The 25815-nt window shown below is 33.5% G+C and carries 25 protein-coding genes, 3 tRNA genes and 1 pseudogene; 13 read left to right on the top strand and 16 right to left on the bottom strand.

Features of this window, described 5'->3' with window-relative positions:
* Positions 1–16: 16 nt before the first annotated feature.
* The 5 genes from acsC (at position 17) to ACLGLP_RS02630 (ending at position 4581) form a co-directional block, all read left to right on the top strand.
* Entirely contained in the window at positions 17–2107 is a 2091-nt protein-coding gene (gene acsC, locus ACLGLP_RS02610) for an acetyl-CoA decarbonylase/synthase complex subunit gamma (RefSeq protein ID WP_492113384.1), read from the top strand.
* Positions 2108–2126: 19 nt separating this feature from the next.
* Positions 2127–3089: an NAD(P)-binding domain-containing protein gene (locus tag ACLGLP_RS02615; protein WP_492113385.1), complete on the top strand. Its 963-nt coding sequence runs from the start codon at positions 2127–2129 to the stop codon at positions 3087–3089.
* A gap of 31 nt (positions 3090–3120) precedes the next feature.
* Positions 3121–3192 (top strand) — tRNA-Thr (locus ACLGLP_RS02620).
* 28 nt (positions 3193–3220) lie between these two features.
* Positions 3221–3430, top strand: a complete 210-nt coding sequence (locus ACLGLP_RS02625; protein WP_492113386.1) for a hypothetical protein — start codon at positions 3221–3223, stop codon at positions 3428–3430.
* An 8-nt stretch (positions 3431–3438) separates the two neighbouring features.
* The gene (locus ACLGLP_RS02630) at positions 3439–4581 is read left to right on the top strand and encodes an ArsA family ATPase (RefSeq protein ID WP_492113387.1); all 1143 of its coding nucleotides are present in this window, start codon (positions 3439–3441) and stop codon (positions 4579–4581) included.
* A 1-nt stretch (position 4582) separates the two neighbouring features.
* Here the strand turns inward: ACLGLP_RS02630 and rsmB are convergent, their stop codons facing one another.
* Entirely contained in the window at positions 4583–5965 is a 1383-nt protein-coding gene (rsmB, locus tag ACLGLP_RS02635; RefSeq protein ID WP_492113388.1) for a 16S rRNA (cytosine(967)-C(5))-methyltransferase RsmB, read from the bottom strand.
* Between the two features lie 9 nt (positions 5966–5974).
* Entirely contained in the window at positions 5975–7987 is a 2013-nt protein-coding gene (uvrB, locus tag ACLGLP_RS02640; protein WP_492113389.1) for an excinuclease ABC subunit UvrB, read from the bottom strand.
* Between the two features lie 227 nt (positions 7988–8214).
* Between uvrB and ACLGLP_RS02645 the strand changes: the two genes are divergently transcribed.
* From ACLGLP_RS02645 to thiE, 5 genes and pseudogenes are all read left to right on the top strand, one after another.
* On the top strand, positions 8215–9666 hold the full coding sequence (locus ACLGLP_RS02645) for a hypothetical protein (RefSeq protein WP_492113390.1): 1452 nt from the start codon (positions 8215–8217) through the stop codon (positions 9664–9666).
* 103 nt (positions 9667–9769) lie between these two features.
* On the top strand, positions 9770–10633 hold the full coding sequence (locus tag ACLGLP_RS02650; RefSeq protein ID WP_492113391.1) for a VIT1/CCC1 transporter family protein: 864 nt from the start codon (positions 9770–9772) through the stop codon (positions 10631–10633).
* Positions 10634–10722: 89 nt separating this feature from the next.
* Positions 10723–12084, top strand: a pseudogene (locus ACLGLP_RS02655) (carbon starvation CstA family protein); the annotation flags it as partial.
* Positions 12085–12263: 179 nt separating this feature from the next.
* On the top strand, positions 12264–12956 hold the full coding sequence (locus ACLGLP_RS02660; RefSeq protein ID WP_492113392.1) for an anaerobic ribonucleoside-triphosphate reductase activating protein: 693 nt from the start codon (positions 12264–12266) through the stop codon (positions 12954–12956).
* 2 nt (positions 12957–12958) lie between these two features.
* The gene (gene thiE / locus ACLGLP_RS02665) at positions 12959–13594 is read left to right on the top strand and encodes a thiamine phosphate synthase (RefSeq protein ID WP_492113393.1); all 636 of its coding nucleotides are present in this window, start codon (positions 12959–12961) and stop codon (positions 13592–13594) included.
* Here thiE and ACLGLP_RS02670 read toward each other — a convergent pair.
* The 7 genes from ACLGLP_RS02670 to ACLGLP_RS02700 all read right to left on the bottom strand — a co-directional run bounded on the left by ACLGLP_RS02670 (position 13591) and on the right by ACLGLP_RS02700 (position 18722).
* Positions 13591–14220, bottom strand: coding sequence for a flavodoxin family protein (locus ACLGLP_RS02670; protein ID WP_492113394.1), 630 nt, complete (start codon positions 14218–14220; stop codon positions 13591–13593). The genes thiE and ACLGLP_RS02670 overlap by 4 nt on opposite strands.
* Positions 14220–14426, bottom strand: a complete 207-nt coding sequence (locus tag ACLGLP_RS02675) for a hypothetical protein (protein WP_492113395.1) — start codon at positions 14424–14426, stop codon at positions 14220–14222. The genes ACLGLP_RS02670 and ACLGLP_RS02675 overlap by 1 nt, the downstream gene beginning before the upstream one ends.
* 11 nt (positions 14427–14437) lie before the next feature.
* Positions 14438–14512 (bottom strand) — tRNA-Ala (locus ACLGLP_RS02680).
* Positions 14513–14555: 43 nt separating this feature from the next.
* A complete protein-coding gene (locus ACLGLP_RS02685; protein WP_492113396.1) occupies positions 14556–16559 on the bottom strand; it encodes a monovalent cation:proton antiporter family protein in 2004 nt (667 codons plus the stop codon).
* 67 nt (positions 16560–16626) lie between these two features.
* Positions 16627–17091, bottom strand: coding sequence for an FKBP-type peptidyl-prolyl cis-trans isomerase (locus ACLGLP_RS02690; protein ID WP_492113397.1), 465 nt, complete (start codon positions 17089–17091; stop codon positions 16627–16629).
* A gap of 117 nt (positions 17092–17208) precedes the next feature.
* Positions 17209–17694 (bottom strand): 2-C-methyl-D-erythritol 2,4-cyclodiphosphate synthase, encoded by a 486-nt coding sequence (ispF, locus tag ACLGLP_RS02695; protein ID WP_492113398.1) that lies wholly within the window; start codon positions 17692–17694, stop codon positions 17209–17211.
* The gene (locus tag ACLGLP_RS02700; RefSeq protein WP_492113399.1) at positions 17691–18722 is read right to left on the bottom strand and encodes a zinc-dependent alcohol dehydrogenase family protein; all 1032 of its coding nucleotides are present in this window, start codon (positions 18720–18722) and stop codon (positions 17691–17693) included. Before ACLGLP_RS02700 ends, ispF begins: the two co-directional genes overlap by 4 nt.
* A 77-nt stretch (positions 18723–18799) precedes the next feature.
* Between ACLGLP_RS02700 and ACLGLP_RS02705 the strand changes: the two genes are divergently transcribed.
* A complete protein-coding gene (locus tag ACLGLP_RS02705; RefSeq protein WP_492113400.1) occupies positions 18800–19246 on the top strand; it encodes a single-stranded DNA-binding protein in 447 nt (148 codons plus the stop codon).
* Positions 19247–19260: 14 nt separating this feature from the next.
* Here ACLGLP_RS02705 and hemA read toward each other — a convergent pair whose 3' ends face one another.
* Genes hemA through ACLGLP_RS02720 form a run of 3 tightly spaced genes read right to left on the bottom strand, consistent with a single transcriptional unit; the run spans position 19261 to position 21894 of the window.
* A complete protein-coding gene (gene hemA, locus ACLGLP_RS02710; RefSeq protein ID WP_492113401.1) occupies positions 19261–20661 on the bottom strand; it encodes a glutamyl-tRNA reductase in 1401 nt (466 codons plus the stop codon).
* The gene (locus ACLGLP_RS02715) at positions 20651–21475 is read right to left on the bottom strand and encodes a cytochrome C assembly family protein (protein WP_492113402.1); all 825 of its coding nucleotides are present in this window, start codon (positions 21473–21475) and stop codon (positions 20651–20653) included. Before ACLGLP_RS02715 ends, hemA begins: the two co-directional genes overlap by 11 nt.
* Before the next feature lie 11 nt (positions 21476–21486).
* Entirely contained in the window at positions 21487–21894 is a 408-nt protein-coding gene (locus ACLGLP_RS02720; protein ID WP_492113403.1) for a universal stress protein, read from the bottom strand.
* 166 nt (positions 21895–22060) lie between these two features.
* Here ACLGLP_RS02720 and ACLGLP_RS02725 point away from each other — a divergent pair, with 166 nt between their 5' ends.
* Positions 22061–23146 (top strand): hypothetical protein, encoded by a 1086-nt coding sequence (locus ACLGLP_RS02725; RefSeq protein ID WP_492113404.1) that lies wholly within the window; start codon positions 22061–22063, stop codon positions 23144–23146.
* Here ACLGLP_RS02725 and ACLGLP_RS02730 read toward each other — a convergent pair whose 3' ends face one another.
* The 4 genes from ACLGLP_RS02730 to ACLGLP_RS02745 form a co-directional block, all read right to left on the bottom strand.
* The gene (locus tag ACLGLP_RS02730) at positions 23147–23500 is read right to left on the bottom strand and encodes an Mth938-like domain-containing protein (protein ID WP_492113405.1); all 354 of its coding nucleotides are present in this window, start codon (positions 23498–23500) and stop codon (positions 23147–23149) included.
* A gap of 4 nt (positions 23501–23504) precedes the next feature.
* Positions 23505–24611, bottom strand: a complete 1107-nt coding sequence (prfA, locus tag ACLGLP_RS02735; protein ID WP_492113406.1) for a peptide chain release factor 1 — start codon at positions 24609–24611, stop codon at positions 23505–23507.
* Positions 24612–24622: 11 nt separating this feature from the next.
* Entirely contained in the window at positions 24623–24853 is a 231-nt protein-coding gene (gene rpmE, locus ACLGLP_RS02740) for a 50S ribosomal protein L31 (protein WP_492113407.1), read from the bottom strand.
* Positions 24854–24885: 32 nt separating this feature from the next.
* A tRNA-Arg gene (locus ACLGLP_RS02745) sits at positions 24886–24959 on the bottom strand.
* A 182-nt stretch (positions 24960–25141) separates the two neighbouring features.
* Between ACLGLP_RS02745 and ACLGLP_RS02750 the strand changes: the two genes are divergently transcribed.
* Positions 25142–25807, top strand: coding sequence for an LbetaH domain-containing protein (locus ACLGLP_RS02750; protein ID WP_492113408.1), 666 nt, complete (start codon positions 25142–25144; stop codon positions 25805–25807).
* Positions 25808–25815 lie beyond the last annotated feature (8 nt).

The following is a 25815-nucleotide window of genomic DNA, read 5'->3' on the forward strand; positions in this document are numbered from 1 at the left end:
TTTCATTTCAACAAATATGGATAGTAAAGAAATTTCAAGAAGAATAGAGCTTTATAAAAAGCTTCAATGGGAAAGAGTGGGGATTTCCTTAAAGCCTGAGGTTTTATTTTTGCAGGATGAGAGGGAAGAAGGTAATTTTATAGAATTAATAAAGAGAATAAGAGAGGAAATTCCATGGGTTGCCTTGATTTTGGCTTCTAAAAATAAAGAAACCTTGGAAAAAGCTATAGAGATCTGTCAAGACTTTAAACCTCTAATTTATGGAGTTGATAACGAAAACTTTGAGGAAATAACCGAGTTTTCACTTAAAAACAAAGTTCCTGTTGTAATTACAGGAAAATCACTTGATGAAGTATACAGACTCTCTGAAAAGGCTTTACAAAAGGGTTTAAAAGAACTTGTGCTTGATCCAGGTTCACAAGTATTAAGAGAACTATTTGAGGATTTAGTTATTATAAGAAAAGCAGCTATTAAAGAAAGAGTTAAGCCTTTGGGATTTCCCGTTATAACCTTTCCTTATCGTTATACGGAATCTTATTTATTTGAAACACTTATTGCGAGTATAGCAATTTGCAAATACGGAAATATTATCATTCTCTCTGATCTCAAACCAGAGGCTTTATTTAATCTACTTATTGAGAGAATGAATATTTATACAGATCCACAAAAACCTCTTATTGTAGAGGAAGGAATTTATCCAATAAATGGACCGGATGAGAATGCACTTGTAGCAATAACCTGTAATTTTGCCCTTACCTATTTTATCGTAAGTGGTGAGATTGAGGGAAGCAGAGTTCCTACCTGGCTTCTTATAAAAGATACTGAAGGTTTATCAGTTTTAACTGCTTGGGCAGCAGGCAAATTTGGAGCTGATACTATTGCTCCATTTGTGAAAAAATGTGGTATCGAAGAAAAGGTTAGATATAAAGAACTTATTATTCCTGGGTACTTAGCAGGGATAAAAGGAGAATTAGAGGAGGAATTGCCTGATTGGAAAATAATTGTAGGACCAAGAGAAGCAAGCGGAATACCTGTTTTTTTTAAAAAAATTTACGAAGAGAGAAAAAAAGGAAAAAAGTCTGAAAAATCTATAGAAAAAATTGAAAAGGAGAAAATAATTGAAAGAGTAGAAGTTATAGAAAAAACCCATGAAAAAAAGTTAGAAGAACCTCAAAAGAAAGAAGAATTAAAAGAGACAGAAAGAGAAGGGTTTAAGGTAGTATGTATTGCAGAAAACATCAATATAATGTCAAAGAGAATAGGTAAGGCTATTAAAGAAAGAAATCCTGAACCTATTCAGAGGATGGCGAAGGATGGAGAAAACCTGGGGGCAGATTACCTTGATTTGAACATAGGACCTGCCAAAAAAGATGCGCTTGAGCTTGCTCCTTGGATTGTAAGAGTAGTGGAAGAGGTGGTAGATATTCCTATTTCTCTTGATACTACAAATCCAGAAGCTATGATAGCAGGGATTAAAGCGTCAAAACAGCCCTCAAAAGCACTTATAAATTCAATCACCATACATCCTGAAAGACTTAACAGACTTGCACCTTTTGCTGCTGAGATTGGCTGTGATGTAGTTGCCCTTCTATGGGGAGAATCTGGTCTTCCCAGAGATGCAAATGAAAGAGCTTCTCTTGCTGTCGATCTAATCAGTAAACTTAATGAGTTTGGAATACCCAATGAAAAAATTTGGGTAGATCCGGTTCTTACTCCTATAACTCTTGGTTCCCAACAGATAAAAGAAATTCTCAATTTTCTCTCAATTCTTCAACAAATTGCTCCAGGGGTTAAAACTATAATTGGACTCTCCAATGTTTCAAATGGAGTATCTCCACATCTTAGACCTTATCTAAACAGAGTGATGCTTATGATGCTTATGAAATACAATTTTTACAGTGCCATACTTGATATATACGATAAAGAGTTAATTGAAATTGCCAAAGGTAAACATCCTGAATGGGTAAAGCTTGTTCATAAAATAATGGAAGGAGAAAAAATTGATTTTCAGGAACTCACACCCAAAGAGATTGAAATTTTCAAAACTGTTAAAGTTTTAATGGGAGAAATTATATTTTCAGAGTCTTGGTTAGAGTTAGAAATTTAGCAATTACAAGTTAAAAATTATGGAAAAGGTAAAAATTGCAGTAATTGGAGCAGGACCAGCTGGTATTGCAACAGCTATAGAAGCTAAAGCAAATAATATAGAGCCTGTAGTTGTGCTAGAGAAAGCAGATCATATATGTAATACTATAGTAAAATTTTATAAGCCAGGAAAAAGAGTAGATGCTAATTATAGAGATAAAGACATAAAACCTTTAGGAATATGCTCTTTTGAAACGGAGACAAAGGAAGAATTTCTTAAAAGAATAGAAAACTGGGTTAAAGAGTGGAAACTGGATATCAGGTTAAATTCAGAGGTTACGGAGATAAAAAGGCATAATAAGGGATATGAGGTTTTTGTAAAGGATAAACCGGAGTATCTGGCAGATTTTGTGGTTATAGCAATTGGGATTTTTGGCAAACCCAACAGACCATCTTACCCTATTCCTCAAGAACTTAAGGATAAAGTTTTTATAGAACCCCCTCTTGAAATACCCAAAAATAAAAAAGTTTTGGTAGTTGGAGGAGGAAATACAGCAGCAGAGGTTGCCTGCTCCCTTTGTGAGGCAAATGAAGTATACCTTTCTTACAGAAGACCTCAGTTTTTTAGAATAAATGAAATAAATTTAAAAAATCTGGAAGAAAAAGAAAAAGAGGGCAAGCTTAAACTTCTTATGGCAACAGATATAGAAAAGATAGAGCCTTATAATAAAAAAATAAAAGTGTTTTTTAAAAGTGGAAAGGAAGATATTTTTGATTTTATTTATTATTGTTTAGGAGGGACAACCCCTGAAAATTTTTTGAAAAGAATAGGAATTGAATTTGATGAAAAGGGCAATCCAGTGATGGATGAGTTTTTTGAAACCAATCTTCCTGGAGTTTTTCTTGCAGGAGATATTGCCTTAAAGCAGGGAAGCATTATGAAGGCTTTTAATTCAGCTCACATCATCGTAAAGAGAATAAAGGAAAAGTACAGCTCTTATTAAAAATCAAAAAAGTATTATAATTATTTATAAAGCCGGCGTAGCTCAGCGGTAGAGCAGCTGATTCGTAATCAGCAGGTCGTGGGTTCGAATCCCATCGCCGGCTTACTATCAATGGGGGGGTGAAAAATAAGATGAAGTATAAATGGATAGAACATTTAGCTGATGCTTGGGATGCCTTTATGGAAGAGATGTTTTCCTTCGTTCCGGAAGACACAAAAACACATCTCAAAAATGCAAGAAAAGAGGTTTTGCTTGCTTTAAAAAGTATTATAGAAAAAAGAATTGAAGAGCTTGAAAAACCAAAAAAAGAAATCAAAAAAGTGAAAGTTGAAAAGGCTTAAAAATTTAAATGAGAATAATCCTTTTTACAGGAAAAGGCGGGGTTGGGAAGACCACTTTATCTGCAGCAACAGGGGCTTATCTTTCAGAGCTTGGTAAAAAAGTTCTTGTAGTTTCGGTTGATCCAGCCCATTCTCTTTCTGATGTATTGGAAGAGGATGTAGGACCAGAACCAAAAGAAATTTCAAAAAATTTTTATGCTCAAGAAATTGATGTTTACTATTCTATAGAGAAGTTCTGGGGAGTTCTTAAGGAATACTTAAAAAGTCTTTTAAAATGGCAGGGAATAGAAGAGGTTTTGGCAGAAGAAATGTCAATTTTGCCTGGTATGGAAGAAGTATCCTCCTTTTTGTGGATAAATAAGCATATAGAAGAAAATAAATTTGATGTGGTTATAGTTGATTCAGCTCCAACTGGTGAGACCTTAAGATTTTTGAGTCTTCCTGATGCAGCAAGCTGGTGGGTAACAAAAATTTTGCCCCTGCAAAGAAAACTTATGAAAATCATAAGACCTGCAGCAAAAATAGTTACAGATATGCCTCTTCCAGAAGAAAAGACTTATGACGCCTTAGAGGAGCTTTTCAGACAGGTCTATAATCTTTATTATCTTTTACAGAATCAGGAAGTTTCTTCAGTAAGATTGGTGGTTAATCCTGAAAAAATGGTAATAAAGGAGACAGAAAAAGCCTTTACCTACCTTCATCTTTTTGGTTTTCCAGTTGATGCTGTATTTTTAAACCGGGTGGCAGAAAAGGAAAGTCCTTTTTATGAAATACAAAGAAAATACATAGATAGAATTTTAAAAAGTTTTGAACCAACCCCTGTTTTTATTGTCCCACAGCTTTATGAGGAAATTCTTGGATATGAAAAACTAAAAGAATTTGGGAAAAAGATTTATCAGGATAAAAATCCAGCAGAAGTATTTTATAAAGATAAACCTTTTGAGATTTTAGAAAAAAATGGAGGATATGTTTTAAAACTTGTTTTAAAAGAGATTCCAGAAGAAAGACTTGAAGTTTACCAAAAGGATGAAGACTTGATTATTAAATTAGGAAATCATAAAAGGCACTTTTTTCTTCCGAGAGTGTTATTAAATAAAGAAATAAAGAGCGCAGTTGTTAAGGGAGATTACTTAGAGATAGAATTTCACTGAATTACCTGACTTTTCTTAGTCTTACAGCAAAAAATCCATCCAGATTGTGTTTGTGAGGGAAGGTTTTTAAATAGAGGTTATTTTCTATGAGTTCTTTAACCTTTTCTCCGCAAATCTTTTCAAGCACTATTAAAGGATTTTCTATTTCAAATTCAGGATGATTACTCAAAAATTTTTCTATAACCCTTTCGTTTTCTTCTGGTTCAAGACTACAGGTTGCATAAACCATTATTCCTCTTGTTTTAAGAAAAGGAGAAAGCCCTTCAAGGAGTCTTAATTGCTTTTCAGGGATTTTTATAAAGTCTTCTTCAGTTCTTGCCCACTTTATATCAGGATGTTTTCTTATTACTCCTGTTCCGGTGCAGGGGGCATCAATGAGAATACGGTCAAAAAGAGGAGCTTTTAATTTCGGAAGCTCCTCTACTACATCCCCTTGAAAAACTTTAGGTTCTTTAAGACCAAGCCTTTGAAAGTTTTCCTTTAGTTTTTCAAGCCTCCATGAATACAAATCAAAAGCCCAGATTAATCCTTTATTTTCCATAAGCTCAGCAATGTGAGTTGTTTTTCCTCCAACCCCTGCACAGGCATCAAGTATTTTTTCTCCTGGCTTTGGATTTAAAAGATAGGTAACAAGCTGACTTGCAGAATCCTGAACACTTATCCATCCAAAGTGATAAGCCTTAAGTTCAGTAACTTTTCCTCTAAACCCATCCAGGATAATTCCTGCAGGGCTGTAAGGACAGGGCTTTGCCTGAGGCACCTCTTCTTTTTGCAAAAAGGTCAAAAAATTGTCTCTGCTTACCTTTAAAGTATTAACCCTTATCACCAAAGGTGGTCTTTCATTGCTTGCCAGAAGAAGTTTTTCTGTTTCTTCAAGCCCAAACCTTTCAAGCCATCTTTTTACAAGCCATTCTGGAAAGGAATACTTTATGGATAAGTAAAAAACTGGATTAAAATTAGGGGGTTCTGGAAGATTATTTTTATTTTCAGCAATTTTATGTAAAATTGCATTAACGAGTCCCTTAATCCATTCTCCTCTTTTTCTGTGAGAAAGTATTTTTAAACTTTCTGCAAGGGCAACTCTTTCAGGTATTCTGGTATAAAGCAGTTGATAGGTGCCAAGACGCAAAATGTTTCTAACCTCTGGATCCATTTTTTCTAAAGGATGCTCTGAAAAGCGGGAAATAACAAAGTCTATGTAGTATAGATATCTTACTACTCCGTTTACGAGTTCTCCCACAAGAGCTCTATCTCTCTCGTCAGGAAGAACACTTTTGGTTAAAACCTGAGAAAGGATTTCATCAAGCAAAGGTTTTCCTTTTTCCCAGCGGATAAGGATTTTTAAGGCAACTGCCCTTGGATTAGTCTTAGGAAGTCTTGGCATAGAGAGATCTTAGCTCCACTGCAAAGCTAATTGTTTTAAAGAAAATAGTCTATCCCTTAATATGGCTGCTTTTTCAAATTCATAATTCTTGGCAGCCTCTTTCATTTCCTTTTCCACTCTTTCAATTTCGGCTCTTAAATCTTCCAAACTTTCAAACCTTTCATCAATTTCAATCACCTTTTCAAGATCCACAAAATCAGCTTCAACCATTCTCATAAGCGGATCATCTAAGGATTTTACTACACTTTTGGGAGTAATTCCATGCTTTTTATTGTATTCCTCCTGAATTTTTCTTCTTCTTTCTGTTTCCTCAACAGCCCTTTTTATAGCAGGAGTAATGGTTTGTGCATAGAGAATGGCTGTTCCATTAACATTTCTTGCTGCTCTTCCTATCATCTGTATAAGGCTTCTCTCCGACCTTAAAAATCCTTCTTTATCAGCATCAAGAATAGCTACCAAGGAGACTTCAGGTAAATCAAGTCCCTCTCTTAAGAGATTTATTCCTATTAAAACATCATAAATCCCTTTCCTTAAATCCCTTATAATTCTTGCTCTTTCTAAGGTTTTTAAATCCGAATGCATATAGCAGGCTTTTATTCCGAGTTCTTTATAGTAATCGGTTAATTCTTCTGCGAGCCTTTTTGTAAGGGTGCAAACAAGAACCCTTTCCTTTGCTTCTATTCTTTTTTTAATTTCAAAATAAAGGTCTTCTACCTGATTTTCAGAGGGTCTTACTTCTACTTTTGGGTCAAGAAGCCCTGTTGGACGAATAATCTGTTCTACTATTCTTCCTTCAGCTTTTTCTATTTCGTAATCTCCAGGAGTAGCAGAAACGTAGATAACCTGATTTACTCTTTCCTCAAATTCTTCAAAGGTAAGAGGACGATTATCAAGTGCTGAAGGAAGTCTAAATCCATATTCTACAAGGGTTTCCTTTCTGCTTCTATCTCCTCTAAACATACCTCTTAATTGAGGAATAGTTATGTGGCTTTCATCTATAAAAAGGAGAAAATCATCGGGAAAATAATCTAAAAGTGTATAAGGAGGCTCCCCTGGCTTTCTTCCGTCTAAATACCTGCTGTAATTTTCAATACCCTTACAGTAGCCAATTTCCTCCAAAAGCTCAAGGTCATAAAGAGTTCTTTTTTCAAGTCTTTCTGCAAAAAGATAAAGCCCTTTACTTTTAAAGTATTCAACCCTTTCTTTAAGCTCTTTTTTTATTTCTTCTATTGCCCATTTGAGTCTATCCTCTGAAGTGACATAATGACTTGCAGGGAAAATAACTATACTATCTACTTTTCCAAGCACAATTCCTCTAAAGGGATCAATTATTTTAATCTCCTCTATTTCATTTCCCCAGAGACTTACTCTTACTGCTCTTTTTTCCTCATTTGAAGGGAATATTTCAATTACATCCCCTCTTACTCTAAAAGTAGCACGAGTAAAGTCCATCTCAGTTCTTTCATAATGCATAGTAACAAGAGCCCTTAAAAGTTCATCCCTTCTTATTTTTGCCCCCACTCTTAAATAGAGATGTTTTTTAAAGTATTCATCTGGAGAACCCAGTCCGTAAATGCAAGATACGCTTGCTACAACAATTACATCCCTTCTTGAAAGAACTGCTGCAGTTGCTGAGTGTCTAAGTCTATCTATAAAGTCGTTAATAGAGGCGTCTTTTTCAATATAGGTGTCAGTTATAGGAATGTAAGCCTCAGGCTGATAATAGTCATAATAGGAAACGAAGTATTCTACAGCATTTTCAGGAAAAAGTTTTTTAAATTCGTTATAGAGCTGAGCAGCTAAGGTCTTATTGGGAGCAATAACAAGAGTAGGTTTACCAACCTTTGCAATAACATTAGCCATGGTAAAGGTTTTCCCAGAACCAGTAACTCCAAGAAGAACTTGATGCTTTATCCCTTTTTTTATCCCTTTAACTAATTCTTCTATAGCTTTAGGCTGATCCCCTCTTGGCTCTATGTCTGTTTTTAATTTAAATTCTGCTTCCCTTCTTATATAATGCATATCAAAAAATTAGTCCCACATTTTAAGAATTCAATACCTTCTGCAAAATCAAGAAAAGATTGCCTTGTGAAAAAAAATAATTTAGCTTTTTTTTAGTTTAGATAAAAGAAGAAGTGTTAAATGCTGATTTTAATTTTTATATAAATGTGAAAAAATTCTTTTGATATTTAAAAGAAGAAAATTTTATGTAAATCTGGAATGTATAAATTTTGGTAGGAGGTGGTGGTATGAAGAGTAAAAAGATTGCTAAAATGTTTTTGCCAGCCCTGATATTTGGGGGTATTTTTGTAAAAACCTCTTTAGCAGAAGAAACTCCAGAGGAGCTTAAAGCTCAAATTGAGGCTTTAAAACAGCAGATGGCTATTATGCAACAGCAGATGGCTTCCATGCAGGCTTTAATAGAAACTCTGCAGGGGAAACTAAAGCAGGTTGAGACAAAAACCGAGAAACTAACTCCTCAATTTGTGGCTAAAGAATCAAAACCTGTTTTTGCAAAACCTGGTCTGGAATGGCAGCTCTATGGAAGGGTAAAAATGGATTATCATTACGATACAGCCCGCATAGAAAAGTATAATGATTTTGTTGGTGCTATTAAGAATAGATATAGTGCTAAAACAACTCAATACGTAGATAATAGCACAACTCCGTGGTCAATTAAAACCAAAACTGATTATGTTTACGATCCAACTTACAAAAATGATTCAACAGATTTCAACCCAAGAGATACGAGATTTGGAGCTTTAGTCTATCATAAAAGTGGAAATTGGCTAATTAAAGGACATACAGAAATAGATTTTTACGGATCAAACGAAGGTAATAATATTCTTCCAAGAATTAGGCTTGCTTATGTAGATCTTTATAATGAGAAAACCCAAACAGATCTAAGATTTGGGCAGGATTGGATTCCGATTGCCCAGTTAAACCCATCCACCATTGACTTTGGAATTTTAACAGCTGCAGGTAACCTTTGGTGGAGAGTGCCTCAGTTAACGATAAGACAGAAAGTATTTGAAAACTGGGAACTTCTTGGTTCTCTTATGATGCATAGAAGAATTTCTACCAGCTCTGAAGAGCGTATGCCCTGGGTTCTTGCAAGAATTCAGTATAAAGATGGAATCCTAAATAAGATTTTTGACAAGGGAAGTATGATTGCTCTTGGAGGAGGTTATAAGCACCAAACAGTTAAACCAGAAGATGCTTCTTTCCCCAGAAAGTATTTTACTGAAAGGGATATTGATCGCTGGCTTATTGCAGGGGAATGGCTTTTTAACTTTAAATTATTTAATCAGAAGTTTCAGTTTAAGGGAGAAGCTTGGACTGGGAAAGGTATTGACAAAGAATGGTTAAGATATGACCTTGGAATTAATGCTTATGGTGAACCCATTGAGGCTTATGGACTCTGGGCTGATCTTGTGTGGAATATAACTCCTCGTTTAGCTTTTACTATTGGGGCTGGATTTGATGATCCCAATGATAGCGAAATACTTAAAGGACAGATTGGTCCTCAAGCGCTTAATGACCGCCAGTTTACTAAAAATACTCAATATTTTGCCAATATTTGGTATAAACTGAGCGATCATATGAGACTTGGTGCAGAAGTTATGCATATTGAGACCGAGCGCGATAAATGGGTAGATACTGGTAATAGATTTACCTTCTCTGCTTGGTATGAATTTTAAAATCTAAAAAGGTGAAGCCCCTCTGAGGTTTATTCAGGAGGGGCTTTAATTTTTTAAAATTTTTCTTGTTAAATTTTTTAATTGATAAATAATAATATGTTTGATGAATTCAGAATACCTTAAACTTGTTGAAAAATTTCAAAAAACAGAAATTACAGAAAAATATGTATATACCCGCCTTGCAAACATAGTAAAAGATAAAAATAGAGAGGTTTTACTTAAAATAGCTGAAGAAGAAGGAAAACATGCAGAGATATGGAGCAAATATACTGGAAAGAAATTTAAGCCCAGTCGTATAAGAGCTTTCTTTTATCTTCTTATTGCCTGGCTTTTTGGTTTTACCTTTGCTATTAAGCTTATGGAAAGGAATGAAAAAGTTGCAGAGAGAAATTATTCAGCTTTAATTGGAAAGATTCCAGAAGTAGAAAAAATTTTATATGAAGAAGAGGCTCATGAAAAAGAGCTAGCTTTAATGCTTGATGAAGAAAGGTTAAAATATGTGGGATCTATGGTTCTTGGGTTAAATGACGCTCTTGTTGAGCTCACTGGTGCTCTTGCAGGTCTTACCTTTGCTTTACAAAATACTAAACTTATAGGGGTTACAGCTTTTATCATAGGTATTTCTGCAGCCCTTTCTATGTCAGCTTCAGAATACCTTTCTACAAGGTCTGAAGGGGAACACAGGTCCCCGCTTAAAGCCTCAATTTATACAGGTGTAGCTTACATTTTAACTGTGCTTGTTCTTGTCTTGCCTTATTTTATCTTTTCTCATTATGCAGTTGCCTTTGGGATTGCGATTTTTAGTGCGCTTATGATTATTTTAGTTTTTGCCTTTTTTGTAAGTGTAGTTCAGGAAAAATCCTTTCTTCGCTTTTTTCTTGAGATGTTTTTTATTAGCTCCGCAGTAGCAATTTTTTCTTTTGCTATAGGAATTTTTGCCAGAAAGATTTTTAATGTAGAGGTATAAATTTTTAGAGGAGAGCCAAAATGTTGAAGATTTTGCTAATGTTAGTTCTGGCTATTTTCTGGGTAGGATACAGATTTTATGGAAGATTTTTTGAAGTTCAATATGAGATAAAAGAGAATGAGCAAGTTCCATCAAAAACTAGGTTTGACGGAATAGATTTTGTTCCTACCAACAAGTTTGTCCTTCTTGGACATCATTTTTCTTCTATTGCAGGAGCAGGTCCTATTGTGGGTCCGATTATTGCTGGTATAGCTTATGGATGGTTGCCAGCAATTTTGTGGATTGTTTCGGGAACCATCTTTATCGGAGGATTACACGATTTTTCAGCTCTTATTGCTTCAGTTAGAAACCAAGGAAAAAGCATTGGAGAGATTGCCAAAAATTACACGGGAAAGAAAGTTTATAAAATATTTTTGCTATTTATATGGTTTTCTCTTGTTTATGTTATTGCTGTTTTTACTGATCTTGCAGCAACCACATTTGCAAAAGAACCAGGAGTTGCACAGGTAAATGTGGGATACATTTTAGTAGCAATAATTTTTAGTTTTTCGCTTTATAAGCTCAGATTAAATCTACCTTTTGCCACAATAGTTTCTCTTTTTCTTATCGGGTTAATCATCTTTTTTAGTCTGGAAAATGGCTTTATATCTTTTTCAAGAGAGACCTGGGTATGGATTTTGCTAACTTATTATTTTTTGGCTTCAATTCTACCTGTGTGGGTTTTACTTCAGCCAAGGGATAATTTATTGAGTTTTCTTCTTTATTCTATCTTAGTTATAGGAATTTTGGGAATATTTTTAGGAAGTTACTCTATTTCTTATCTTTTTTTCGTTTCTTTTAATTCTCAGTTAGGACCACTTTTTCCCTTTGTTTTTATAACTATTGCCTGTGGTGCAGTTTCTGGTTTTCATGCCCTTGTCTCGTCTGGAACAACTTCAAAACAATTTGACAGTATAAAAAATGCAAAAATTGTAAGCTATGGGGGGGGGGGAATGTTCCTTGAAGGAATACTGGCTTTTATTTCCCTTTCAACAGCAATGATTCTTACCAAAGATTTGATAAAAGATTCAAAACTACCTACTGAGATTTTTTCTTTAGGAGTCTCTCATTTTGTTTCTCTTATGAAATTAAATCCCAAATTTGGATTAATTTTTGGATACCTTGCTATTTCTGCTTTTATTTTAACGACTCTTGATACTGCAACAAGGATTTCTCGCTATGTTTTGCAGGAATTGCTTGATCTTTCAGGGTTAAACTTAAAGACAAGGATTTTAACTTCTCTTATATCTTTGATACTTCCCGTAATTTTACTCAATCTAAAATTTTATGCACCCGATGGCACTTTGATACCTGCTTGGAAAAAAATCTGGCCTCTTTTTGGTTCAACTAATCAACTTCTTGCAGCACTTGTCTTACTAACCATTTATGTCTGGGCAAAAAATATAAAAGCTAAAAAATTTGTCTTTATTCTAATTCCCACTCTATTTATGCTTATAACCACTCTTTCAGCACTTATTTATATTACTTTCAAAAACTTAGCCTTAAATATAATCACTCTTATTGGATTTATCTTGATAATTTTAGCTTTTTATATGATTGCAGAAAGTATAAAAATTTTTAGAGTTAGTAGATGATAAAGGGATTTAGGGGGACAAGTTTAATAGATTATCCGGGGAAAATAGCCTCAGTAGTTTTTACTTATCTTTGTAATTTTCGCTGTCCTTATTGTTATAATGTAGAGCTTGTAGTGCCCGAAGAGTATAAAAAATTAGAGGACATTCCAGAAGAGGTAGTTTTAGATGAGTTAAAAAGAAGAAAGGGGTTTATTAAAGGAGTAGTTATTACAGGAGGAGAGCCAACTCTTTGGGGTAAAAGACTTGAAAGCTTTATAGAAAAAATCTATTATGAAATAGGGCTTTCTATAAAACTTGATACAAACGGTTCAAACCCAGAATTAGTGAAAAAACTTTTTGAAAGAGGAATTCTTGATTTTTTAGCTCTTGATTTTAAAACCTCACCAAATAGATACCACGAAATAGGAGGAGAATTTAAAAAAGTGGAAAAAACCTTTGAAATAGCATCTTTAAGACCAGAAAAAGTAGAAATAAGAATAACCTTTTATCCCCCTTTGATTTCTAAAAAGGAGCTTAAAGAGATGCTTCCCTATCTTAAAGACTTTAAATTTATTGCTTTTCAAAAGTATGTTCCTGGGAAAACACTCAAAAAAGACAATGTAGCCCCCTATTCTAAAGATTTTTATGAATGGGCAAAAGAGTTTTTTAAAGAAAATTTACCAGAAGCAAATATCATAGAAAGAATTTAAAGATGAAGCTTTCAGGTTTATATGTGATAACAGATGAAAAACTTACTCCCTACGAGAACGATGAAATTTTAAAAAAGGTTGAAAAGGCTTTAAAAGGAGGGGCAAAGATCGTTCAATTAAGAGATAAAAAAAATTCTGATGAATTTTTAGTTCCTTATGCCCAGGCTTTAAAGGAGCTTTGTCATAAATACGGAGCGATTTTTATAGTGAATGATAGAGTTGAGCTTGCCCTTAAGGTTTCAGCAGATGGGGTTCATCTTGGGGAAAAGGATTTTCACATAGATCTTGCTCGCAAGATTTTAAAAGACAAAATAATAGGTGTTTCCTGTTACGGAGATATTAAGAGAGCAAAGGAAATGGAAAACCTTTCTGCAAATTATGTAGCTTTTGGTAGTTTTTTCACTTCTCCAACAAAGCCATCCGCAAAGTTAGTTAAAAAAGAAATACTTTTAGAAGCTAAAAAGATTTTAAAAATACCTATTTGTGCTATAGGTGGCATAACCTTTGATAATGCTGAAGAATTAATTAAACTTGGAGCGGATATGATTGCAGTTATAAGTGATATATGGAAAGCAGAGGATATAGAAGCTCATGCAAGAAGATATAAAGAGCTTTTTGAAAAGTATGGCAAATCTTAAGGAGTAGAGCTTTTGTTAAGTCCAAGTTTTTCAGAACTCTTCACAAGGTCTTCCTCTGAAAAAGAAGAAAGTTTAGAACCTAAGTTTTCAACAAGATTTAAATAATCAGGATGATTTAATATTTCTCCTCTTTTATCAACTCCTCTTATAAAGACGCCTCCTATGTAGATTCCGTAAATGGTATCAAGCACATACTTAAAACTTCTTACCAAACCCTCAAAGAGTTTTTTCCCTTTTGTTGCACCTAAGGAAAAAAGAATTCCTTTGGGGTTTTTGTTAAAGGGATGAGGAAGTTTAAGAATGTATTTTCTTGCCCAGAAAGCTTGAAATCTTTCAAAAAAAGCCTGAACATAAGAGGTATGGCTGTAGAAAAATATTGGAGTTGCGACTACTAAAAAATCAGCCTTTAGAATTTTTGGATAAATCTCTTTTAGATCGTCTTCTAAAACGCATTCTCCTTTAACTTCACACTCACCGCATTCTATACAGGGCAGATATTTAAGTTCAGAAAGTCTTATTTTTTCGTAAGTGATAGGACTTTTTTGAACCCCTTTTAAAAAGGAGTCTAATAAAACCTCTGTGTTTCCGTTTTTTCTCGGACTACCATGAATAGCAAGAAGATACATTAATCTTTATTAAGAGTTTTTTTAACTACTGAAAAAACTTGGGTAAAAACTTCTTCAAAAGTAGCAGGAGAGCATCTGCCCATTTCTATAAATTTGATAACGATTTCTTTAGTGGTTTTAAGAGTTAATTCGTCAATAGGAGAAACGGATGGTTTGTTAGAAATTTTAATTTTTTGATCTAAGTTAACTATTTTTTCTTGAGACATAGTTTAAAATTTGGTGGAGCCGGTGGGACTTGAACCCACGACCTCGTGAATGCCATTCACGCGCTCTCCCTCTGAGCTACGGCCCCTAATTCAATTTTTTTACTTAAAATAACCTTTTTATCTTTTTTGTCAAGATTGATTTCTTATAGGATCTTCAAGAAAAACCAAAGCTTTATTAAGTTGGTTTTCGTTCCCTATGAGCACTAAAACATCTCCCTCTTTTAAAATAAAATTAGCTTGTGGGTTTACTATAAATTCTTCGTTTCTTTTTATAGCTATAATTGTAGCTCCAGTTTTAGATCTGAGATCAAGAGACTTTAAACTTAATCCAATTAAGGGGCTGTTTTTTTTAATTAAATAGGTTTCAGTAGCAATAGTTTTCAGAAATTCTAAATTTTCAATACTTCCTAAAATAGGTTTATCAGGGGTTCTAAAGGCTTTATAGTGGTTTTTACGAACATTTTCTAAAAGATCAAAGATTATGTTTCTCGGGACTTTATAATAGTGAAGAACTTTAGCAAATATTTCAATAGAGGCTTCAAATTCTTCAGGTATTACTTCATTTGCTCCTAATTTAACAAATTCTTCAATTTCTGCTACAAAGCGTGTTCTAACTATTATGTATAAATTGGGATTTTCTTTACGAGCAAGTAAAGTAATTTTCCTTGAAGCTATGTGATCTCCGATAACTATTACCAGAGCCTTAGCCCTTTCAACTCCTAATTTTCTCAAAATCTCAACATTTGTTGCATCTCCAAAAAAGATAGGTTCTCCCCTTTTTTTATAAATTTTAACCGTATTAGGGTTTAAATCAACAATTACATAAGGTATTTTAAGAGTTTTGAGCCCATAAACTATAGTTTGCCCACCTACTCCATATCCTACAACAATAGTATGATCCTTTAAAGAGATTTTTTCCTCCTTTCTTTTTTCCTTTTTTCTTTTCAGTCTTAAATAACTTTTGTAAGATATTTTTTCAAGAAAAAGATCAGTTAATCTGTGAGACCAATTTATTAAAAAAGGAGTAAGGAAAAGAGTGACAATGGAAGAACCTATAAAAATTTGATACCAGCTTTCTTCAAGAAGTCCAAATTTTTTTCCTTCTAAAGCAAGCACTAAGGAAAATTCTCCTGTTTGAGAAAGCATAAAACTGGTTAAAAGCGAAATTCTTAAGCTTTTACTTATCGCAAGAGTTGATAGAAAAATTCCTACAAATTTTATAAAAAGTATAAAAAGAACTACAAAAATGGTTAGTTTTATGTTATTCAAAAGAAAATGAGGTTTTAAAAGGAGTCCCACAGATACGAAAAAAATAGCCATTAAAAGATCTTTAATAGGTTTTATTTCAGCAATAGTTTGAAGCGCGTATTCTGATTCTGAGATAATAAGTCCTGCTAAAAATGCTCCCAAGGCTAAAGAAAGTCCTAATTTATAAGAAAAGAAAGCAGTTCCTAAGGAAAGAACTAAAATAGTCATAAGAAATAATTCTCTGTTACGAGTTTTCACAATTTGGTGAAGTATTATAGGAAATAAATAAAGGGCAGCTAAAAAAGTAATTCCAAGTATAATTAGAGATTTTGCTAAAATTAAGGAAATATCTTTTATAGAGCCCCTTTCTCCACTTAAAATTGGAAGAAAAAGCATTAAAAGTATAACACACAAATCTTGAAAAATGAGAATTCCAAAACACACTCTTCCATAAGAAGTCGTTAGTTCTCCTCTGTCCATCAAAATTTTTAGCACTAAAGCTGTGCTACTCATCGCAACAAGAGAGCCAAAGAAAATGCCTATTTGAGGAGTTTTTTTAAGAAAAAAGACGGTAATACCTAAAACCATTAAAATAGTTAAAATGACTTGAAGTAAACCTGCGATTAAAATTTCTTTTCTATAGGCAAGAAGTTTTTTAATAGAAAATTCAACTCCTATAAGAAACATTAAAAAGACCACCCCTAATTCTGCGAGAGTTTCGATTAAATGAGAGTCTGTTATAAAACCTAATACAGAAGGTCCTATTATTACTCCTGTGAGTAGAAAGCCGATTACAGGTGAAATCTTTAAATTGACAAAAATTGAGCCGATTATGATAGCAAATAAAAAGATGATTAAAAAACTTTTGAGAATTTCAAGAATCATACCTTGAATAATAAATCAGAATTTTTTAAAAATAAATGGGGGAGAACCCCCCTGGAAATGGAAAATCTTATAGGATTATATCTTCTTCGTCAAGGTTGAAGATTTTTAGAAGTTTGATTCGAAAATAAAGATCTTCCCCTGCCAGAGGAGGGTTTAAATCAAGGGTGAGTTCATCTTCAGTTACTTTAATTATAGTTGCAGGAAAATTCATTTCTCCCTGAGGTGTATCCACTATGAGATTTAGCATCAATCCTTCCTCAGGTTCTACATCAATACTTAAGGCTTCTCTCGGGATAGTTCTTACTAAATTTTCATCTCTTGGACCAAAAGCTTTTTCATAGGGTATCATAACTTCTTTTTCTTCTCCCTCTTCCATACCGATAAGTGCTTCAGAAAGTCCAGGAATTATTTCAGGAGAACCAACCTGAAAAATAAAAGGTTCACCATCAAAGGTGTTTTCAAAAATTTCCCCATTTTTCAATCTACCAATACAATGAATGCTTACTACATCACCTAATTTAACCTTACGCATCTCTAACTCCTTTTAGATTTTTAATTTGATAGAAGCTGAGATTTTAGAGATTTGGACTCTAAAAACTCAGTCTTCTATCTTAAAAGTAGAGTAACATATAATAAAAAAAATACAAGCTTAAAAATTTTTTTCAGCAAGAACAGCTAAACATAAACAGGCTATAGCCTCAATTTTTAAAGCTTCCATTAATCCTTCAGTTGTTTTTGCTTTAATTCCTATATTTGAAAAATCAACCTTTAGCTTTTGAGAGAGTAAGCTTTTCATCTCTTCATAAAAAGGAGAAAGTTTTGGTTTGTCACATATAAAGATTAGATCTATTTGAAAAACTTTAAATCCTTTTTCATTAATAAGGGATAAAGTTTTTTCAAGAAGTTTTATGCTTTCCACATCTTTGTATTGGGGATCTGTATCCGGGAAAAGTGTCCCTATATCTGGGAGTCCCCCTGCTGAGAGTATAGCATCTATTAAAGCATGCAGTCCCACATCTCCGTCTGAATGTCCAAGAAGTCCTTTTTCAAAGGGTATCTCTATTCCGCAGAGTTTCAACTTTCTGCCAGGAACTAATCTATGAATGTCAAATCCTATGCCAAATTTAAGCTTCATTCTACTATTTTTAAAACCTTTGCACCTTTAATTTTTCTGTTTTTAATGTCTTTTAGAGCCTGATTGGCTTTGTCAAAGGGATAAACTTCAATTTCTGGTTTGATGTTAAAAGTTTCAGCAATTTGTAAAAATTCTTTTATATCTTTTCTTGTTACATTGGCAACAGTTTTAATTTCTTTTTCCATCCAGAGGTCTTTTTCATAATTAAGATTTAAAAAGGCATCCTTATCGTGCTCTTCTTTTCTTATGGCATTTATTACGAGCCTTCCTCCAGGAACAAGATATTTTAAGATAGAAAGAGGTGGTTTCCAAACAGGAGTTGTATCTATAGCACAGTGAATATCTTGAGGTGGTTTTTCCTCAAAGGTGCCTGCCCAAAAAGCTCCAAGATTCAAAGCAAGCTCCCTTTGTTTAGGATTTCTTGCAAACACAAAAACTTTGGAAAAAGGAAAAAGGGCTTTAATAAGTTTCAAGACAAGATGTCCGGATGCCCCAAATCCAACAAGTCCTATATTTTGTTCATCTCTGGGATTTGCAAGTTTGAGAGCTCTGTAGCCTATAGCTCCTGCACAAAAAAGAGGCGCAAGCTCTTCGTAAGAAAATAATTTAGGTAAATGAAAAGCAAAAGTTTCTTTTATTTTAAAATACTCAGCATATCCTCCATGAACATCCTTTCCCGTTGCTTTAAAGGATGAACAAAGGTTTTCTAATCCCCTTTTGCAATATTCACATTTTTCACAACTATGATATATCCAACCAGCTCCAGCTCTATCTCCTACTTTGAAATTTTTAACTTCCTTTCCAATTTCTACCACTTCCCCTACAATTTGATGTCCTGGAATAATGGGGAAAAAAGAAGGTAAAGCCCTACCTTCTATTTCATCTATTTCGGTATGGCAAACTCCACAGGCATGGACTTTTATAACTATTTCATCTTCAGCTGGGATGGGATCTCCTAACTCTACTAACTTTAAAGGTTCAGGATCTTCAAGCACATTGGCAATTTTTTCTATTACCCATGCTTTCATCAGGTTTTTTATTTTAATACAAGAATCCAATTTTTGAATTGAAAAAAACAAAAAGTAGAATATCATTTAAAAATAAGATGAGTATAAACAAAGTCATTTTAATTGGAAGACTCGGAGCAGACCCAGAAATAAGATATACTCTTGACGGAAAGCCAGTTGCTACATTTAGAATTGCTACCAATGAAGTAATAATAAGAAACGGAGAAAAAGAAATCCTTACAGAGTGGCACAGAATTGTTGCTTTTGGTAGACTTGCAGAAATTTGCGGAGAATACCTTTCTAAAGGTTCTCAGGTTTACATAGAAGGAAAAATAAGAACCAGGAAATTTGAAGACAGACAGGGAAATCAAAGATATGTTACCGAAATCATAGCTGATAAATTGCAGATTCTTGATAAAAAATCTCAAACGGAATCAGAAAAAAAAGAACCTTTATTGGCTTCAAAGTCTAAAAATAATACAGAAGAAATACCCTTAGAGGAAATAGAGGAAAATCTTTTAGACGAAGAAGATATTCCCTTTTAATCTTACTTTCAATTTTACTGAATTAATATTTTTTTAGAATTAGCATTTTTTGAGGAATCACTTTTTGACTTTGAAATTGCTTCTTCAATTTGATAAGATAAAGTTTCTATCTCAGCTTCAGAAATTTCTTTAAAAGGTTCATCAAGTTCAAAAATACTTCTTATTAAGCTTATAGCGTATTTTCCCTCTTCGTGATAACTTTTTTTTATAAAATTGATGGGATAGTAAAGAATTTTCTGCACCAGAGATTTGGTTAAAATTTCAATAGCCCTTTTTTCTTCTTCTGATAAATTTTTGAGTTTTTTAAAAGTTTTAGCCAGTTCTTTTTGTCTTAAAATTTCTACCTTTTCACTTAATGCTCTTAAAGTTGGATAAAAGTCAAGTTCTTTTAGCCATTTCTGAAATTTGAAAACTTCGGCTTCAATTATTACTTGTGCCCTTGCAGCTTCTTTTTTTCTTTCTTTTAAGTTTTCCTCTACCACTGATTTAAGATCATCTATATCGTAAAGATAAACATTTTCAAGGTTATTGACCTCAGGCTCTACATCTCTTGGAACAGCAATATCAATTATAAAAAGAGGTCTGTATTTTCTTGGTTTTAAAATACTTGCTACCATATTTTTGGTAATTATGTAGTTTGGTGCGCCTGTTGAAGAAATTATTATATCCGCGTTTATTAAAGCAGTAGGAAGTTCATCTAAGGAATAGGCTTCTCCTTTAAATTTATCTGCCAGTTCAATAGCTTTTGAAAGGGTTCTGTTAGCAATAAGGACTTTTTTAACTCCTTCTGAGAAAAAATGCATGCAGGCAAGTTCTGCCATTTCTCCTGCACCTACGAGAAGAACAGTCTTATCTTTTAAAGAACCGAGAATCTTTTTAGCTAAGCTATAAGCGGCATAACTAACAGAGACAGCACCACCTCCTATGCCTGTTTCAGTTCTTACTTTTTTAGCCACGAAAAAGCATTTATGTAAAAGTCTATTTAAAACTATACCGGAAGTGCGATGTTCTAAAGCTTCCTTATATGCAGATTTAACCTGTCCAAGAATTTGAGGCTCTCCAATTACCATAGAATCAAGTCCGCAGGAAACTTCAAAAAGATGTTTTACTGCCTCTTCGTTTTCCAAAAAATAAAGATGAGGTTCTAACTCATTCCACTTCAAAGAAGAAGCCCTTTCTAAAAAATTAGAAAAATCAGTCAAAAATTGGTTTTTATTTTTTGGCTCTAAAATAAAGTAAAACTCAACTCTGTTACAGGTAGATAAAAAAAGTCCTTCCTTAAAAGAAGAAATCTCTTTTCTGAGTACTTCTAAAGGATGGGAAGGTAGATTTTTAAAGGCAAGTTTTTCTCTAATTTCAACAGGAGCAGTTTTGTGATTTAAGCCAATTAATAGTATAGTAATATCAAGACCCATAGGTATGAAACCCCTTGGAGAATAAATTTATCACAAAAAAACTAATAAGCCAAATACCAAAGCCCAGCAAAAACATATAGGAAGCTTTTTTTCCTCTCCAGCCAATTAAGATTCTCTGATGTATTAAAACAGCGTAAATTAACCAGAGTATTAAAGTTATTACCTCTTTTGGGGACCATCTCCAGTAATTTCCGAAAGCCCTTTCACTCCAAATAGCCCCACTTATTATAGCAAGTGAAAGAAAAATAAATCCCAGATAAAGACATTTTTCGTTTATTCTATCTAAATATTCAAGTGGTGGAAGTTTTTTAAAAAAAAGACCAAGATGTTTTTTTTTGATTTCTCTTTCCTGCAAGATATACATTAAGGAGATTACTACTCCAAAAAGCAAAAATCCATGAGAAAAAAGTCCTGTAAAGGCATGCAGAGGGAACCAAAAACTCTTAAAATGTGGGCTAAAAGGAGATAAGATCTCTTTTGGGAAAAGAAAAGAAATAGCAAAAAGTATTAATACGAGAGGAAGTAAAAAAAATCCTGCAGTATTAATTTTAATAGGACTTAAAGTAAAAATAAAGTAGATAAGCACTAATTCCCACGAGAAAAAGTTAAGAAGATCTTTAAAAGAAAGGATAGAAGTGGTAAAGATTTGATAGATTTTTATCATCCAAAAAAGGGTATGAAAGCAAAAACCTATTAACAAGACAAATTGAGCATATCTTAAAACTTCTTTTTTAAGAGTTTTGAAATAAAATCCAAATCCTATTAAAGAAATAAAGTATATACAAAAACTCAAAAAGAGAAATAAATCAGTCATTTAAAATAAAGTTACTTTTTCTTAGCAATGTATATAGAGCAGGGAGCAAAGCTTACGACCTTTGCCGTGGTGCTTCCAAGGGTATATCTTATAATATCAGGTCTGACTCCTCTTGCTCCCATAATCAACATATCAGCCTCTTCATTTTCCACAAAATTGAGAATTGCCTCAGCAATAGAATAATCGGATATTACAGTTTCTTTTATGGTAAAGTGATCTTTAAGTTCCTTTTTAGCTTCCTCAAGAAGTTTTTTACCTTTTTCTATTTCTTTTTCTTCTTCTTCTTTGCTCATATCTTCTCTTTTACGCACTACATAAAGAAGAATTAATTCATCTATTTCTTCTTTTAAAAATCTTTGAGCTACCTTGAGTCCTTCTTTTGCATCTTGTGATCCATCATAAGCTATTACTACTTTCATTCTTGCCTCCTTTACTGGTTTTGGAAAAAACTATTTAGTAGTATATATTATAATCTAAAATTTAAATTTTGGGCAAGATTTAAAAGAGATTTGAAAGTTTGTTTTTTGACAAAATTTTAAAATGGATTATTTTTAAAAAAGAATCCTTAAAAAGAGGTAAAACCCTATGAGAAAAAGACTGATATTTATTATTATATTAATTCTTTCTTTAACTTGTTTTAAGGTTTTTGCTGAAGAAGGTAGTTCAATAACTAAAAAGGTTTTAATTCTTCCTTTTGAGATTTATTCTAATCCAGAGTATTCCTATTTAAAAGAGGCTATACCTGAGATGCTTGTCAGCCGTCTGTATCTGCCTTCCAAGATAGAGATAGTGGATGTGGATAAAGTTAAGAATGAAATCAAAAATTACCAGAAGATAGATAAAAATGTGGCTAAAGAGCTGGGTAAAAAATTTGGAGCAAATTATGTAATATGGGGAAGCATTACTGTTTTAGGTAACTCAGTTAGTATAGATGCTCAGATAATGGATTTGTCAGATGAAAAGAAACCCGCCCAATTTTTTCAGGAGCTAAAGGATGTTTCTGAAATAATTTCTCAGCTTTCAAGATTTGCCCAAAAAGCAAGAATGTACATAGAAGGAAAAGAGGAAGATTTTTACAAGGAGCCTTACTATGCTATGGTTCCTTATGGGTCAAGTAAAGACCATCCAGAAAGGGGTTACTATTATTATGCCCCCTATCTTTATCCTCAGGTTCCTGTAGAAAGTAAACCAAAGGTAACCAGAGCAAAAAGTCCTTACGGAGATTTGGGAGAAGAGGGATTAACCAGAAACTTGGTAATAGATCTTTCTAAAGGAACCATAGGTTGGGCAGAAGATGAAGAAGAAAAAAATAAAAATACCAATGCCACAGCCATGGTTCCAAATTATCCACCTATGTATCCACCACAACCTTATTACCCCTATTCTCCTCCACCTTATTACTACTATTACCAAGAAGATGAGGGAATTCTTTCTAAATTGTGGTCTCACATTTGGCCTTTTGGGGAGAAGGAAAAAAAACCAAGATATTATACAACTCAGATAGCACCAGCACCTCAACCCTACACTTATTCACAACCTACCTATTCACAGCCTCAAAGTTCACAACCCCAAGTTACTCAGCCTCAAACCTATGTAGAACCTCAAAGGCAAACCTTACCGCCTTCCAATCAGAATCCAGTTAAAAAAGAAAATCCTTGGAGTTGGGAATAATTAACAGGTTAAATGAAAGGCGCCTGCTACTGAAGTCTTTAAAGAATAAAGCTCATTAAATCTTTTTACTGCTTTATCAGTTTGATAAATTTCAACTTTTATATTTAATTCTTTAGCTTTTTTTTCTACTTCAGGATCAACTTTCATTACTCCATAAGCCCCTGTTCCAATTATTAAAAATTCTACAGGATTTTTCCATACTTCTTCTAAATCTTCAACCTGAAGTCTATGCCCTTCCTTTCTCCACCAGTTAGATAATATCTTTTCTTCAGAAGGCGTTTTTATAATAATAAGATCCTTATTATAAGTTTTTTCTTTAAAGGTTAGGTTGCCAAAACTGTAATGAGAAATCATCTTTTTAAGCAGCCATGCTGAGCTTTTCTTCTTCTTTCTTCAAAGCTTCGGTTCTGTAATGAGTAATCAAAGCATCTATAAATTCGTCTAAATCTCCATCGAGAACTTCAGGGAGATTATAAACCGTAAGACCGATACGATGATCAGTTACACGATTTTGTGGAAAGTTATAAGTTCTTATTTTTTCGCACCTTTCACCTGTTCCTACCTGAGATTTTCTTTCTGCCTGGATTTTTTCAGCCTGTTCTCTTAAAGCAAGCTCATATAATTTTGCTCTTAAAATTTTTAAAGCAGTTACTTTATTTTGGTGTTGACTCCTTTCGTTTTGGCAGGTTACCACTATTCCTGTAGGGATATGAGTAATTCTTACTGCACTTTCAGTTTTATTAACATGCTGTCCACCGTGTCCACTTGCTCTCATAGTTTCAATTTTTAGGTCTTCAGGCTTTATTTCCACAGTTACCTCATCTACTTCTGGCAATATAGCTACAGTAACAGTAGAGGTGTGAATCCTACCTGAGGACTCAGTAATAGGAACTCTTTGCACCCTGTGAACTCCACTTTCATATTTTAACCTGCTATAAGCACCCTTTCCTTCAATTTTAGCTATAACTTCTTTAAAACCACCCAAACCTGTTTCGTTTGCATCAAGAATCTCAAACTTCCATCCTTTTCTTTCTGCATAGCGACTGTACATTCTCAGCAGATCTGCAGCAAATAGAGCTGCCTCTTCTCCACCAGCTCCAGCTCTTATCTCTATTATTACATTTTTTTCATCATTGGGGTCTTTTGGTAAAAGAAGAATGGGTAATTTTTCTTCTAAATCTTCTAACCTATTTTCAAGTTCTTTGAGTTCCTGTTTAGCAAGTTCCAATAATTCTTCGTCAGTCTCCTCTTCCAGTATTTGCTTATTTTCCTTTATTTGCTGTAAAATCTTTTTATATTCTCTGTAAGTTTCAACAATTTCCAAAAGTTCAGCGTGTTCCTTTGCTAATTTGGCATAAACCTCAGGCTTTGAAATTATAGAAGGATCAGAAAGCTTGCGTGAAATTTCTTCAAAATTTTTTTCTAAGGTTTCTAATTTTTTTAAGTAAAAATTAGCTAAGCTCATATTTCTACAAATTAACTCTGAGATTTTTCTTGTTTTTCGTAAAAATCGGCATATTTTCTCATAAATTTCTCAATTCTTCCTTCAGTATCTACAAATTTCATTTCTCCTGTAAAAAAAGGATGGCATTTAGAGCAGATTTCAACCCTAATTTCTTTTTTGGTAGAGCCTACAGTAAATCTGTTTCCACAAGCACACATAACTACTGCGTCTTCATAATATTCAGGATGAATACCTTTTTTCATAATTTCACCTCTTTTTAATTTAAGAAAAAAAGCGCCCCTGGAGGGACTCGAACCCCCAACCTACGGCTTAGAAGGCCGCTGCTCTATCCTATTGAGCTACAGGGGCGACTTTTTTAAAATTTTAATCAAAAATTTCTTTTTGACAAGAGTGCTTTAAAGGTTTATAATGTTACCAATATGAATATTTCCTTAGACTTATTTTTTGAGAACTTGGAAAAAGAAAAAATAGCGGAATTATTTAAGGAGGGGTTCCCCTGGGAACCTTTGAAAAATTTAAAAAGCTACCTAATGGATACAATTCCTGATTTGCCCAGAAATATTCCCATTGATATTCCCCTTCCTGAAAGTTTAATTTTAACAGAAGATGGTGAAATAGTTCCTTTAAAGGAATGTGAAGATTTTGAGGGGGAATATTACTTTAAGGGAGAAAAAATAGAGGGAGCAATCTTAAAAGCAGGAACAGTTTTAACAGGGAAAAAAATATTTTTTGAAAAAGGTGTAGTGGTGGAATCTTTCTCGTTAATCTCACCTCCAGCCTATTTTTCTAAAGGAACTCAAATAAGACACGGTGCTTATATAAGAGGAAGTGTTTATACAGGAGAAAAAGCAGTAATAGGGCATACTACCGAGATTAAAAACAGTATATTTTTAAGTTTTGCCAAAGCTTCCCATTTTGCCTATGTAGGAGATAGCATCCTTGGAAGCGATGTTAATTTAGGAGCAGGAACAAAACTTGCTAACTTGAAATTTAGCAAAAAAAATATAACTTTAGTAATTAATAAAGAAATTATAAATACGGGGCTTAAAAAATTGGGAGCAATTTTGGGAGACAGATGTCAAACTGGATGTAATTCTGTTTTACAACCAGGAACACTTTTAGGAAAAGAATCTTATGTTTATCCAGGAAAAACCTGCGGTCCTGGATATTTTTTACCTGGAACAAAAATAAAATAGGAGGGAAG

It is taken from the genome of Caldimicrobium sp. SLHALR3 (assembly GCF_058692735.1).

What these genes read in the sequence shown, in the direction of transcription:
- acsC (WP_492113384.1), top strand. Translation starts at nt 17, where the DNA reads ATGGATAGTAAAGAAATTTCAAGAAGAATAGAGCTTTATAAAAAGCTT.
- ACLGLP_RS02615 (WP_492113385.1), top strand. Translation starts at nt 2,127, where the DNA reads ATGGAAAAGGTAAAAATTGCAGTAATTGGAGCAGGACCAGCTGGTATT.
- ACLGLP_RS02625 (WP_492113386.1), top strand. Translation starts at nt 3,221, where the DNA reads ATGAAGTATAAATGGATAGAACATTTAGCTGATGCTTGGGATGCCTTT.
- ACLGLP_RS02630 (WP_492113387.1), top strand. Translation starts at nt 3,439, where the DNA reads ATGAGAATAATCCTTTTTACAGGAAAAGGCGGGGTTGGGAAGACCACT.
- rsmB (WP_492113388.1), bottom strand. Translation starts at nt 5,965, where the DNA reads ATGCCAAGACTTCCTAAGACTAATCCAAGGGCAGTTGCCTTAAAAATC.
- uvrB (WP_492113389.1), bottom strand. Translation starts at nt 7,987, where the DNA reads ATGCATTATATAAGAAGGGAAGCAGAATTTAAATTAAAAACAGACATA.
- ACLGLP_RS02645 (WP_492113390.1), top strand. Translation starts at nt 8,215, where the DNA reads ATGAAGAGTAAAAAGATTGCTAAAATGTTTTTGCCAGCCCTGATATTT.
- ACLGLP_RS02650 (WP_492113391.1), top strand. Translation starts at nt 9,770, where the DNA reads ATGAATTCAGAATACCTTAAACTTGTTGAAAAATTTCAAAAAACAGAA.
- ACLGLP_RS02660 (WP_492113392.1), top strand. Translation starts at nt 12,264, where the DNA reads ATGATAAAGGGATTTAGGGGGACAAGTTTAATAGATTATCCGGGGAAA.
- thiE (WP_492113393.1), top strand. Translation starts at nt 12,959, where the DNA reads ATGAAGCTTTCAGGTTTATATGTGATAACAGATGAAAAACTTACTCCC.
- ACLGLP_RS02670 (WP_492113394.1), bottom strand. Translation starts at nt 14,220, where the DNA reads ATGTATCTTCTTGCTATTCATGGTAGTCCGAGAAAAAACGGAAACACA.
- ACLGLP_RS02675 (WP_492113395.1), bottom strand. Translation starts at nt 14,426, where the DNA reads ATGTCTCAAGAAAAAATAGTTAACTTAGATCAAAAAATTAAAATTTCT.
- ACLGLP_RS02685 (WP_492113396.1), bottom strand. Translation starts at nt 16,559, where the DNA reads ATGATTCTTGAAATTCTCAAAAGTTTTTTAATCATCTTTTTATTTGCT.
- ACLGLP_RS02690 (WP_492113397.1), bottom strand. Translation starts at nt 17,091, where the DNA reads ATGCGTAAGGTTAAATTAGGTGATGTAGTAAGCATTCATTGTATTGGT.
- ispF (WP_492113398.1), bottom strand. Translation starts at nt 17,694, where the DNA reads ATGAAGCTTAAATTTGGCATAGGATTTGACATTCATAGATTAGTTCCT.
- ACLGLP_RS02700 (WP_492113399.1), bottom strand. Translation starts at nt 18,722, where the DNA reads ATGAAAGCATGGGTAATAGAAAAAATTGCCAATGTGCTTGAAGATCCT.
- ACLGLP_RS02705 (WP_492113400.1), top strand. Translation starts at nt 18,800, where the DNA reads ATGAGTATAAACAAAGTCATTTTAATTGGAAGACTCGGAGCAGACCCA.
- hemA (WP_492113401.1), bottom strand. Translation starts at nt 20,661, where the DNA reads ATGGGTCTTGATATTACTATACTATTAATTGGCTTAAATCACAAAACT.
- ACLGLP_RS02715 (WP_492113402.1), bottom strand. Translation starts at nt 21,475, where the DNA reads ATGACTGATTTATTTCTCTTTTTGAGTTTTTGTATATACTTTATTTCT.
- ACLGLP_RS02720 (WP_492113403.1), bottom strand. Translation starts at nt 21,894, where the DNA reads ATGAAAGTAGTAATAGCTTATGATGGATCACAAGATGCAAAAGAAGGA.
- ACLGLP_RS02725 (WP_492113404.1), top strand. Translation starts at nt 22,061, where the DNA reads ATGAGAAAAAGACTGATATTTATTATTATATTAATTCTTTCTTTAACT.
- ACLGLP_RS02730 (WP_492113405.1), bottom strand. Translation starts at nt 23,500, where the DNA reads ATGATTTCTCATTACAGTTTTGGCAACCTAACCTTTAAAGAAAAAACT.
- prfA (WP_492113406.1), bottom strand. Translation starts at nt 24,611, where the DNA reads ATGAGCTTAGCTAATTTTTACTTAAAAAAATTAGAAACCTTAGAAAAA.
- rpmE (WP_492113407.1), bottom strand. Translation starts at nt 24,853, where the DNA reads ATGAAAAAAGGTATTCATCCTGAATATTATGAAGACGCAGTAGTTATG.
- ACLGLP_RS02750 (WP_492113408.1), top strand. Translation starts at nt 25,142, where the DNA reads ATGGATACAATTCCTGATTTGCCCAGAAATATTCCCATTGATATTCCC.